This is a genomic window from Leptospira stimsonii (genome assembly GCF_003545885.1).
In the GTDB taxonomy this organism is placed as follows: Bacteria; Spirochaetota; Leptospiria; order Leptospirales; family Leptospiraceae; genus Leptospira; species Leptospira stimsonii.
The window spans coordinates 101,481-113,451 of record NZ_QHCT01000008.1 but is presented as its reverse complement, the minus strand read 5'-3'; the positions used below and the strand labels follow the sequence as shown (position 1 = coordinate 113,451).

Below are 11,971 nucleotides of genomic sequence, written 5' to 3'. Positions count from 1 at the left end.
TCTCTCGCAAAAGGTTCCATTTCAACTCTAAAAGGTCGGATTTAGAAAGTCCTTTCTCGATTGTGAAAAAGGTATAAACATCCGAATTAAAAGAAGGAAAAATGGTTGCTCAAGGGGCGACTCTAAACTTCCTCCAAGAAGAATCCGGATTCTTCTCAAAGACGATTCGATCGTGAAGTCTGCTGGCTCTTCCCTGCCAGAATTCAATTCTTTCCGGGATTACCGAATAACCGCCCCAATGATCGGGAAGATCCACTTCCTTTCCCTCGAATTGCGTTGTGAATCTTTGGAATCGTTCCTCTAAAAATTTCCGATCCGGAATCAACTGACTCTGAGGCGAAGAATGCGCGCCGATCTGAGATTCCCTCGGTCTCGAATGAAAGTATTCTTCCGATTCTTCTCTCGATACTTTTTTTACGCTTCCTTCGATTCGTATCTGACGTTCGAGTTCGGACCAAAAAAATACGAGACAGGCTCTCGGATTCTCTTCCAACTCTTTTCCCTTTCTACTTTCATAATTCGTATAGAATAGAAAGGAATCTTCGCTGATTCCTTTTAAAAGGACGGTCCTTGCGTCCGGTCTTCCGTCTTTGGTCGCGGTGGCTAAGGTCATCGCATTGACTTCGAAAACCTCGGATAAGACCGCTTCTTGAAACCATTTTTGAAAGAATACGATCGGATCGTCCCCCGTATCGACGATGTCCAAAGAAGAAAGGGTGTAGCTGTTTCGAATGTCCGCGATTTTTGAAGTCATAGGCTTAACTTCAAAAAGTATATTCGCTCAAAAAGTAAAAGTAAAAATTAGAATTCGGAATTTCATTTTTCTCGAATTCTTCTCTGTTCGTTAAGGAATGTCGCTTTTTTAAGAGCGGCCTTTCTTACTCTCGGAAATCGAAAGGATTCGATTTTCCTTATCGATTAGAGAATTTCGATGATGATCAGAGTAAGATCGTCTTGGATCGCCGATCCTTGCAAGAACTCGTCTAGGTCGTTTTGTATTCTCGCAAGTTGGTTTTCCGGCGTGGAAAGATCGGAAGATCGGATCGATTGCAAAAAGCGCGTTTCTCCGTATTCGTTTTTGATCGAGTTGAATTGTTCGTAGATTCCGTCCGTAAAAAGAAAAATTCGATCTCCCGTCCGGATCTTGATCTTTTCGGAATAATACTCGTAGTCTTTTTTTAATCCTAAGATCGCGCCGGTTTTGTGCATCAATTCGAATTGCCCATCTCTCAAAAGGATTTGAGCCGGATGACCCGCGGAAGAATATTCTAAAGTATGATTCTTCACGTTGATATCGGCGACGATACAAGTAAGATAGAGTGTTTTAAACTTTTCTAAAATGACAAAATTCAAGTCTTTCAGAAGATCCGCGGGAGACTTGTGGAGTTTTTTCAAATGTTCATACTCGCTCTTGATCGCCATCGTGATCAAGGCGGCCTGAACACCATGCCCCGTCGCGTCCGCGACGAAAAAACGGTAGAGACCCGGTTTGAGTTCGAAAAGATCGTAAAAGTCTCCGCCCACTTCGTCCATCGGTTGATAAGAAACGGAATAAAGAATTCCTGCGAGCACGGGATGTTCCGGAAGAATACTTCTTTGGATTTTTTTGGAATACAGAAGATCCTTCCGAATGATTTTCAAGGATTGCATCAACTCTTGGGTTCTTGATTCCACCTTTTTTTCCAGTTCCGAATTCAGTCGAGTGATGTCCTCATAAAGTTTCGCATTCTCCAATGAAATAGCGGCCTGTGAGGAAAGAATCTCAAGAATCTCCAATCTGTGCTCGTCAAACACCCCGTAGGTGAGTCGATTCTCCAGATACAATATGCTAAGAATTTTTCCCTGTTTTGTGATCGGAAGACAAAGAAGAGACTTGGGTTGTTTTTTAGAGATGTAAGAATTAAGGGAATACAAGGATTCTTTCGAAGCGTTTCCTAAAAGAGTCCTCTGTCCGGAACGATAACAATAATAGACGAGTTCAACCGGAAGAAGTTCCCCGGCCGCATCCAAGGGTAAGGGTTCCGGTAAGACATTCTCCGATTCCTCTATGTCCTGTCCCGTTTCAACATAGAGTCCGTTTTGTCTCGGAAGAATCAAAAAACCGCGTGTCGCACCTGCGTTCTCCATGATGGTCCTCATCATTTTTCTCAGGAGTTCGTCTTGTTCTATGATTCCGGAAATGGATTGGGAGGATTTGAGAACGCTCCTAAGATCCAGATTATCCGCGGATTTTAGAATCGTATCGAGAAGGGCTTCTTCCCTGGTATGCAAAAGAAAATCGGATTCGTCTTCGAAAAGATCGAGGTCTTTCTGAATCAGATCCGCTTTTCTCGAAGCGCCCCAATAACGATACTGTTTTTGGGCGATCTTTAAGAGGTAGTTTCCGTATTGTTTTTTTCCTCTTGAAATTTCCCAGAAACCGGCGTGTTCGTTTATGATCGCTTTCCTTAGATCGTTCTCGGACTTGGAAAGGGAGGAAACCGACTTCTCATAAAATGATTCCGCTGTCTTTAAATCACCCTTAAATCTAGAATATTCCGCTTTTAGAATGTAATATCTCGTTACAAAATTGATCGGATAAACCTTGGCCCAGGTTTGAAAAAGAGAAACCGACCCTCTTATAAATAAACGATCGAGCCAGGAAATATTTTTTCCGTTTTCAAAGGAACGAATCAAAAGTAAGGACCGATAAAATCTATATTCGGAATAAATGAAGATCGTTCTCGAACGTTCCAAATCCTCTTTGAATTTCGAAAAGGTCCCCAGACCTTCTTCCCATTCTCCGTGAAGATAGGATTCTTTCCCCCGTAAAACAGCATACCAAGCGAAGGCCGTTCCGTTTCCGCAAGGAATTAGAATCTGATTCTCGAACGTTTCGATGGAAACTTCCTGATCCTTATAAATGACGCTCGGTTTTTCCGGTTCGGCCAAACTTCGAATAAAATAATCCGAACTCGCGAGTACCACGTAGATAATTTCGTAATTTAGGTTCTCACCTCGTTTTGAATCTTTGATTAGGACTTCGCGGTAACGTTCCGAATTCTCGGAATGATACAATTGATAGATCGAATGAGAGATTAAAGAGAAGGCCGCCCAGAGGTAGTCGCCGTATTGGATACTTTTTTGATAAGCCTCCTCCGCCAATGGTACAAGTTTGGAAAACGGATTCTGGAAATAATCGAGAAGCATGTTCTTTCCGAACAAAAATCTTCCTTTCAGACGATCGGAAGGATATATCTCTAAAATTCTTTCTCCTAATTTCCAGTAACGAAGCGAAGTCCGAAAGTTACCCGTAATCGCGAATACGAGCGAACCGAAACCGGCATAACCGAAAAAACTCACGGAGGAGTTTCCTTCTTTGAGAGTGATGTTCATCAGTTTTAGAAATAAGAAAACGAAAAGTTTACTATCGAAGTGTTTTCCATAATTCAACATGTTCGTAAGAATGTTGATCACCTCGATCTTATAGGGATCTTGATTCTTCTTCGCTTTTTCTAAAACTTCCGGACTACGTCCTCTTTGAAAAAAGATCATCTTCAAAAATTCAAAAAGAAGAATCGCAATTCCAGGTCTTTCCGGAAATGCTTCTCCCATGGACTGAAGAGCCTTGATTCCGACCTTGTATGCGCCTTCCAAATCGTTCTTGATGTTCATGACTTCCAATTGCATCAGTCGAACGTCCGCGATTTCGATTCGATCGTCGAGATGATCCAATAAAACCTGTACGGCGTTTTCCGCTTCGGAGGTTTTGGAAAGGAAATAGGCGGATTCGGCGAGGGATTTATAGATTTGAACGGCCTGTTCTTTTCGATCTACCCAGGAGTCTTCCGTGATTTTCTTTTTAAGAATCGAAAATAGCGAATAAGCGGTGTTAAACGCCGCTGAAAGTTTGGCCGCGTTACCGGCGAGAAGAATATAACGTATGAAAAGATCGATTTCCTCTTTTGTTCCGAGGAGTCTTTGAGCTCGAATCAAATGGTTCGCTATTTCCGGAATCCTTTCCTGTTTAGGAGAATTTCGATCCGTCTCGATCAGAATCATCGCTAAACTCTTATGGATTTCTGCCCGATCTTCGGACGCGATCGATTCGCTGATCACTTGATTGATCTTATCATGCGAAAAACGGAATGTGATTCCTTCAAATATAGAATCCTGCATTCTTTCTTCTTCGGTTCCGTTTTTTAAAATTTGAAGAATCGGATACAGACTAACTTGGGATTCCTGAAAGATGATGATTCCTTGTTTGATACATTCTCGAATACCGCTTTCGATAATTTCCGGCGTCTTTTGAAAGTAATGGGAGAGGGTGCCTAGGTCAAAAAGGCCTCCGATACAAGCCGCGACCTGTAAGAATCTCTGAGTTTCTTCGGGAAGTCTTTTGATTTCATCTGTGAGAAGATCTAGGACATTTTCCGTGACCGTTTTCTTTATGATTTGATCCCAATCCAAATTCCAGATGCCGGAGGCCTTCTCATACTGAATAAAAGATTCCGTATACAAGGTATAAAAAAACTGATTGAGAAAGAATGGATTTCCGTTCGTCTTTTGATAAAGGATATCCGTTAACTTTTCGTTGTCTTCCGACTTCAGATCTAAACTATCGGACACGAAGTTCTGAATCATCCTTCGATCGAGCGGTTTTAAGGAAATCTCCTGTAACAAAATTTCAGAACTGAGCAGTTTGTTCCTGAATTGATCGAGAAATTCCGAATTCTCCTCTTCGTTTCTGCAGATAAAAACGAAAAGTATTCCCTCCCAATCCGTTTGTCTCGAGAAGAATTCGATCAGCGCAATGGAAGCCGGATCGGCCCATTGAATATCATCTAACACGAGTAATGCGGGACTTCTTCGATTAAAACAAATCGAAAGAAATCGAAGAATCACGATAAATAGGAATTGATCGTCCTTTTGGCTCGGAATCTCCGTAGGCTCCGGTGTGATCCCGATTAAGCTCCTAATTTCGGGGATGAGTTGGACGAGGAGATGTATGTTCTCTCCAAGCGTTTCCCTCATGGCCGCTCTTAAACTTTGGATTTCATATTCGGACCGAGTCAGGAGATGATTGGAAAGTTCCACAAGGATTTGTCTGAGTGCGTAATAGGGGATTTCCTTTTTATCCTCGTCGAACTTTCCTTTGAAAATTCTCAACGCATTGAATTCCGTCGAAAAAATAGAGTCCATCACAAGGGAGGTTTTTCCGGTTCCGGATTTTCCTTTGATGAGAATCGACGCTCTTACGCCTGCGTAGATCGATGCGATCGAATCTTCGATGATTTTTTTTTCTTTGTCTCTTCCGTATAATTTTTCGGTGATTCGGAATTTATCCTTCTTTTCCGTTGATGCCGGGAAAAATTCCAGGATGCTCTGACCGGAACGGATCGAGTCGAATAATATTTTGAGATCGTTGGACAGCGTTTCTAGAGCGAAGTATCGTTCTTCAGGCATTTTCGAAAGAAGTTTCATAACAAGATTCGAAATCTGAATCGGAATTTCCTTTTTTCGTTTATGCAATGGAACGGGCATTCTCGCTATATGAGAATGGATGATCTCGAGAGGATCGTTTGACTCGAACGGAGGTTGGCCTACGAGCATCTGATAAAAAAGTGCCCCTAAGGAATATCCGTCCGAACGAAAGTCTACGGTCCGATTCATCCTTCCCGTTCGTTCCGGAGAACAATAAGCGAGTAACGTAGGAGAGATTTGAAGAGGCGCGAGCGTTCCTTTTTCTCCGATGAGAAGCGAGGAAGAACCGAGCCAGGCGAGTTTTGATTTTCCAGAATCCGGATCGTAAAAAAAGGAATTCGGGCTGATCTGATTGTGGAGAATTCCCTTCGAATGAAGCGCGATTAGATTTTCAGTGATCGAATGTGCGATCTGAAGAAACTCTTGAATCGGAAGAAAGTCCACCTTTTTGAGATGTTCACCTAACAAGGAAGATTCGATATTTTCATAGACAAGGCAAAACTTGTCCTGGATTCTTAGAAGCCTTTGCGGTTTCAGAATCTGTTCGTTATCGACTAATTTTCCGATTTCGTATTCGTTCAGAAAGTAGAACGAATCTTCTTCCCGAATTCTTTCCTTCTGAATCCGGAGGATTTTTGTTTCGGATTCTTCCTCCAGAACGCCTCGATAAACGGTGGAAACATGGTCTTCCAGTAACAATTCCCGTATCCGGAAAGATGAAGACTTCGATTCCGTGCGAAAAGACATTTCTTACGTTCTTCGTTTGGAAAATAGATAAACGTAATATGCGTCCGCGATAAAAACCAATACGCCCAGACAAAGAACAAAGTATTCCTTCGGAAAATAGAGAAACAAAAACACGGTGAAAAATACGGTTCCTAAAAACTTACACCAGGCGATCGGATAGGAGAACAATTTGGAATTCCCCATGCTCAAGAATAACACCGGATACAATCCTGAGATAAACAGATTGAGAATGTAGGCCGAGTTCGATCCAGTAAATAGGTCGTATCGATTGATATAGTAGGTGTAGATCAAGGCGCCCCAGGAGATCAATAATACGAAGAGTAAAATTCTATATTCTAATATACTGATGGATATTTTAAATTGTTTTTGTCCGAACCGGATCACATTGATAAAGATAAAAATATCCAGAATAAAGGCGATCTTATAACCCCAGTTGAGAAGGACTCCCATATCTTCTTGGATGACGAATCCCCAAAGAAATTCCCAGATTATATTTCCGCAGGCGATAAAGACCGGCATTTCTATAAATTGTTTTCGATTAGAGTCGGCGATCAAGGCGTAGTAAACATATGCCCAAAGAATCACTCCTAAAAATAGAAAGAAATTTTCGAGAGGAGTGAATTTTCCAAGATAAGCCGGGTCGGTAATTATTTTTTGCCAGAATTCCATAATCGTTATACTCCCCAGTTTCCCTTCAGAGAAGGGGGAATTTCGAATTTTGCCTTTTTACCTTTATAGTAAAAATGATCCATCCCGAGGATAAGTTTGGATGAAAAATGGGAAACAAGTTTTTGAAAATGATCGTTTTTGCTCAGAGTCTTATCAAAATCTAACATAATTTTTTCAAGAATCTCCCCTAAGATTTCCTTCTCTTCCCAAGGTAATCCGAGAACGAGACAATTCTCCTTTCCTAGATAACTCTGAAGAAAATACAGTGGAACACCGTCCAATAAATTTCCAGGTAGCATATATTCCATAAAATCTAACAGCGATTTGGCAAGAATTTTCCCGCCTTCGGAAGATCTTCTCTGTTCTTGAAAGATCGATAGGCCAATCGCATAGGCATCCTCATATTTTTCGGGAGAGAGTTCCGGAAGAACGCCTAAGATATGTCCCACAACTCTCCAAAGATGAATGAACGCATTCTTTTCATCGGAGGAAAGAGAGATTCCGGAGAAAGACAATCCTTCTACGATCAAACTCGAAAACGCTTGTAAGGTCCCAGCCATGTCTTCTTGATTGATCGGTTCTCCCCATTCTAAATTCCATTGTCCCGATTGTTTTATAAAATGTCGAATGGACGCGTGCATGAGTCTTACTTTCTGTGCGACCAGGATTCCGTCTCCTTGCGCAGAAAGACCTCCTCCTTGCATGACGGAAACCACGAACTGAGTCGTTTCCATCAATCTACGATAGACCTTATCCGTAGATCCGTTCTGTTCCACCAATCTTCCGGTATGAACGAGTACTTCGGCCCCGTTGCCGCAGGTATAACTCATAGGCAGGGACTTACAACAAAGGATCATAAGAATCTGGGGTCCAAAGGAAGTGAAAATTCTTTCCGCAATTTCGATCTTTTTCCAGTCGGTCCACTCCGGTAACCGACTCGTTCTCTCGAAGTAATCTTTGAAATACTCCGGTAGTTCGGAAGGGAGCGGGGCGAAGTTTTTTGTAAGCGTATTGAACAGCATTAAGCTTTTGAGTTTTTCTTGTTCTCCGGATCGAAAGTAGTCCTCTATGATCTGATCTGCGTAAGGATCGGTCATAGTTCTGTATTTTGTAAAATTTTGCATTGAACTTTCCTTATTTGAGTCACATAGTTTCCACAGAGCGGGAAGGGTGAAAAGAAAAATAACTTTCCAGAATTCTAAAATGATAAAGAGTTACCCAATGCAAAAAGCGAAAAAAATTGATTTCCGGAAACATTCAAAAATCCTTCTTTTCGTATGTATCGTTTTCCTGATGGGATTTTCTTCCCTGTTTGGGGTCGGTTTATTCCAACCTTCGCATAATACGCGCTATGCGGGAATGGGTGGTGTAAATCTCGCGATCGGCGGTTCTCCTATGGATATCGCCACCAATCCGGCGAATCTAACAAAAAGTCCAAAGGGCGGCCTGGAATTCGGAATCGGACTTCCGTATATTCGCTCCACGTATAAGGATCAACTCGTCGATCCAAATCCGGATTACGCCTATAATAATTCTCAAAATTATAATATTCTTGCACCTTTGCCTTATTTCGGATGGAACGTCCCGATCACCAATCGTTTGCATTACGGTGTGGGAGTATACATTCCGGGAGGAGGAAACGGACAAGTTGACGGGATTCTTCGGGTGACGCCTAACGGACAATCGTTTCGAGATTGGTCCGGACTCGATATTCCCGGACCAATCGGGGACAGTAAGAAGATCAAAGAAGACCTTCTTACCACATTCTACGTCGTGAAGATGACCAACGCGTTGGCATATCAATTCGGAAATTTATCCGTGGGACTCGGAATAGAGGCGATCTATTCCAAACAGATCGCCTATCAACGATTTTACGATATTACACACACAGTGGAAGTGCCCGGACAAGGTTTCGATTATCGAAGCAGAAACGCCTATTCGATGGGAGCGATCTTCGGACTTACCTATGCATTCACTGATTGGTTTAAGGTAGCTTATTCTTACCAAGCTCGGAATATTCTTCCACTCGACGGTGGGATGCAAATCGGTATCGGAGATGCAAACAACTATAGAAGGACCGGTGTTTCCGCCACCTTCAATCTTCCTGAAAAACACGGAGTTGGATTTTCTTTTGGCGGTGAGAACTTTCGTGTTGGAATCGATTTTCTCTATTACAACTACAATTCTTACAATCAAACCTTCAAACAAACTTTGGAAGATTCTTGGTTTCCTACCGCATTCGGAAAAACGAATACGATCTCGCAAAACATCGCTTATCACGACTCTTGGGCCGGAGCGATCGGCGTGGAATATAAGACCGATTCTTTTGCGTATCGATCCGGTTATCGTTACAATACGGGAGTGGTTCGATCCGAAGGGATGAGCGCTTTACAAGCGGGAATCATGGTTCAGCAACTAGCGACTCTCGGAATCAGTTTTCTCTCCGGAAACTGGAGTTTCGATTTTGCGGTGAACTATCTCTTTTCCAGAAAGATCGAAGCTTCTCAAGGAAACGATTGGGCGGTTTTGCATTCGGTGTTTAATGCGAACGACATCCGCGTTTTGAATTATACACAATCTTTGCAGTCCGATGTTCCGGCCCTTTTGTTCGGAGCTTCGTATCGATTTCAATGAGAAGGATTTTTGTTCCTTCTTCTCTTGTTGACTTGGTAAGAGGAAAAGAGTTTTCTATCCGTCAATGGCATCGCTTGATTGGGAAACGATTCGATATCCGGTTTTATTGACATTAAGCGTAAGTGCTCTTTCCACATTGATTGCGACCGTCTTCGGAGTGTTTTGCGCGTACACTTTGTTTAAAACAAAATTTTTCGGAAAAGAGTTGGTGGATTCCATTCTTACACTTCCGCTCGTTTTACCACCCACCGTTCTCGGATACTATCTATTGATTCTTCTGGGAAGAAACGGATTCATTGGATCTCTTCTTTCCGATTTATTTCACTTTAGCGTTTTGTTTCATTGGTCCGGGGCAGTGATCGCCTCGATTTTAGTTTCCTTTCCTTTGGTTTATCGTTCGGCGAAAGCCGCTTTAGAAGAAGTGGATTCCGATATGGAGGACACTGCGAAAACTTTGGGTAAAGGGAATTTTACGATCTTCTGGGAAATTCTTCTTCCTCTTTCTTGGAGGGGAATTCTTGCCGGAGCGATGCTTGCCTACGCAAGAGGAATGGGAGAATTCGGTGCGACGCTGATGATCGCCGGCAATATTCCGGAAAGGACGCAGACCCTTTCCCTGGCGATCTACGACGCCGTACAATCCGGAAACGATGCCCTCGCGTTCAATCTCGTCGTTTTGACTTCGATTCTTTCCGTTTTGATTTTAACCGTTTCTACAAAACTTTTCAAAAAATCCCATTGGTAGTATATTAATAAAAAAGAATATGCGTAAAATTAGATTCATTTTTTTGTTTTCGGTCTTTTTCTTCTTTTCTCCCGTTTTTGGAGAAGAGAAAAAACAACTCATCATATCCGCGGCTTCCAGTCTGACGCAAGCATTTACGGAAATCGGTAAAGAGTTTGATAAGAAGTATTCGGTGAAAGTGGTTTTTAATTTTGCAGGCTCGGGTGTTCTGCTTCAACAAATTGAGAACGGTGCGCCCGCCGATATTTTTGCATCTGCCGATCAGGAGACCGTGGAAAGAGGGTTGGAGAAGGAGCTTTTTGATCCGAAATCTCGGAAGAATTTTATGAAAAATAAATTGGTTCTCATCGTTCCCTCTGACGGACTCTCGAAAATTCGAAACCTTTCTCAACTCAAAGAAGATTCGATTCAAAGAATTGCGATTGGAAATTCTTCTACGGTGCCGGCGGGTCGATATGCTAAGGAAGTTCTGGAAAAAGAAGGAATCTATCAAGTTCTGGAGAATAAATTCATACCGGGCGAGAACGTTAGGCAGGTATTGGACTACGTCGCGAGAGGCGAGGTGGACGCGGGCTTTGTATATAAGACCGACGCGATGTTGATGAAAGACAAAGTTCGGATTGCGATCGAAGATCTAAAGACAAAGTCGATTCTCTATCCGATCGTTATCGTTTCTAAAACGACATCGCCGAAGGAATCCCAACTTTTTTTGGAGTTCCTATCCTCACCGGAAGCACGAACGATCTTTGAAAAATTCCACTTTGAAAGAATTGGATCCAACCACGAATCTCTTTCGAAATAAGGAATTCGCTTTGAAAGGAATCATAGAAGATCCTTAACTCGAAAACGAATGAAAGCGCCCCGAAAAAACCGGAACGCGATCAAAACACACGGATATATAAATCGGAATGTCCCTCGAAATAAAGATTCAAAAAACGTTACGTGATGGAACAAGGACGTTCTTTCTCGATCTGAATTTCTCTTTTGAAAGGGATTTTCTATTGATCTACGGTCCTTCCGGTGCGGGTAAAACTTTGACTCTCAAGACGATTGCTGGTTTGATTCGTCCGGATCTCGGAAGAATTTCGTTTCACAAAGACGTATTTTTCGACGCTGGTACGAAAGTGGATCTCCCTGCGCAAAAACGAAAGATAGGTTATCTTCCCCAAGGTTATTCTCTTTTTCCTCACCTTTCGGTAAGAAAGAATATAGAATTCCCGTTAAAAAACGGTTTTCCGGGTCGTTTGAAGCAAGACGATCAAAAAAGAATCGAGGAAATATTAGAATTATTTGAAATACGAAATCTATCGGAAAGTTATCCCAAAAATCTTTCCGGTGGACAAAAACAAAGGGTGGCCTTGGCGAGGGCGCTCGTAAAACGACCTGACATTCTTCTTTTGGACGAACCCTTTGCCGCCCTCAATTCCGAGTTGAAAGATAGGATGAGAAAGGAATTGAAGGTAATCCAAAAAATCCATCAAATCCCGGTCTTGATCGTTTCTCACGATCGCAATGACGCCTCCTTTTTTTCCGGAGAAATGCTGACCATGGAAAACGGTTCTATATTCAAAAAAACGAATTCTTTGAGAGAAAAAGCGATAAAAGGAAAAAAAAGAGTTTAGGAATCGAAGTCATCGATGATCCAAAATCGGAATTTGGAACGTGATTCATTTCTTTCACAATCTTCCACGTTCTCCGGGTTATGGAGAATCG

Annotated in this window: 8 protein-coding genes; 4 read left to right on the top strand and 4 right to left on the bottom strand. The window is 42.2% G+C overall.

The window, feature by feature from the left end:
* Window positions 1–109 precede the first annotated feature (109 nt).
* The 4 genes from pdxH to DLM75_RS20795 form a co-directional block, all read right to left on the bottom strand.
* Window positions 110–754 (bottom strand): pyridoxamine 5'-phosphate oxidase, encoded by a 645-nt coding sequence (pdxH, locus tag DLM75_RS20810; protein WP_118970423.1) that lies wholly within the window; start codon window positions 752–754, stop codon window positions 110–112.
* 164 nt (window positions 755–918) lie between these two features.
* Entirely contained in the window at window positions 919–6,210 is a 5,292-nt protein-coding gene (locus DLM75_RS20805) for a trifunctional serine/threonine-protein kinase/ATP-binding protein/SpoIIE family protein phosphatase (protein ID WP_118970422.1), read from the bottom strand.
* 3 nt (window positions 6,211–6,213) lie between these two features.
* Entirely contained in the window at window positions 6,214–6,879 is a 666-nt protein-coding gene (locus tag DLM75_RS20800; protein WP_118970421.1) for a transmembrane-type terpene cyclase, read from the bottom strand.
* Window positions 6,880–6,884: 5 nt separating this feature from the next.
* On the bottom strand, window positions 6,885–8,003 hold the full coding sequence (locus tag DLM75_RS20795) for an oxygenase MpaB family protein (RefSeq protein WP_118970420.1): 1,119 nt from the start codon (window positions 8,001–8,003) through the stop codon (window positions 6,885–6,887).
* Window positions 8,004–8,100: 97 nt separating this feature from the next.
* Between DLM75_RS20795 and DLM75_RS20790 the strand changes: the two genes are divergently transcribed.
* The 4 genes from DLM75_RS20790 (at window position 8,101) to DLM75_RS20775 (ending at window position 11,880) form a co-directional block, all read left to right on the top strand.
* Window positions 8,101–9,513, top strand: a complete 1,413-nt coding sequence (locus tag DLM75_RS20790) for an OmpP1/FadL family transporter (protein WP_118970419.1) — start codon at window positions 8,101–8,103, stop codon at window positions 9,511–9,513.
* Window positions 9,514–9,577: 64 nt separating this feature from the next.
* Entirely contained in the window at window positions 9,578–10,258 is a 681-nt protein-coding gene (gene modB / locus DLM75_RS20785) for a molybdate ABC transporter permease subunit (protein ID WP_118970418.1), read from the top strand.
* Between the two features lie 19 nt (window positions 10,259–10,277).
* Window positions 10,278–11,060 (top strand): molybdate ABC transporter substrate-binding protein, encoded by a 783-nt coding sequence (modA, locus tag DLM75_RS20780; protein ID WP_118970417.1) that lies wholly within the window; start codon window positions 10,278–10,280, stop codon window positions 11,058–11,060.
* Between the two features lie 106 nt (window positions 11,061–11,166).
* Complete coding sequence (locus DLM75_RS20775; protein ID WP_118970416.1) at window positions 11,167–11,880, top strand: ABC transporter ATP-binding protein; 714 nt, start codon at window positions 11,167–11,169, stop codon at window positions 11,878–11,880.
* The last annotated feature ends 91 nt before the right edge of the window (window positions 11,881–11,971 follow it).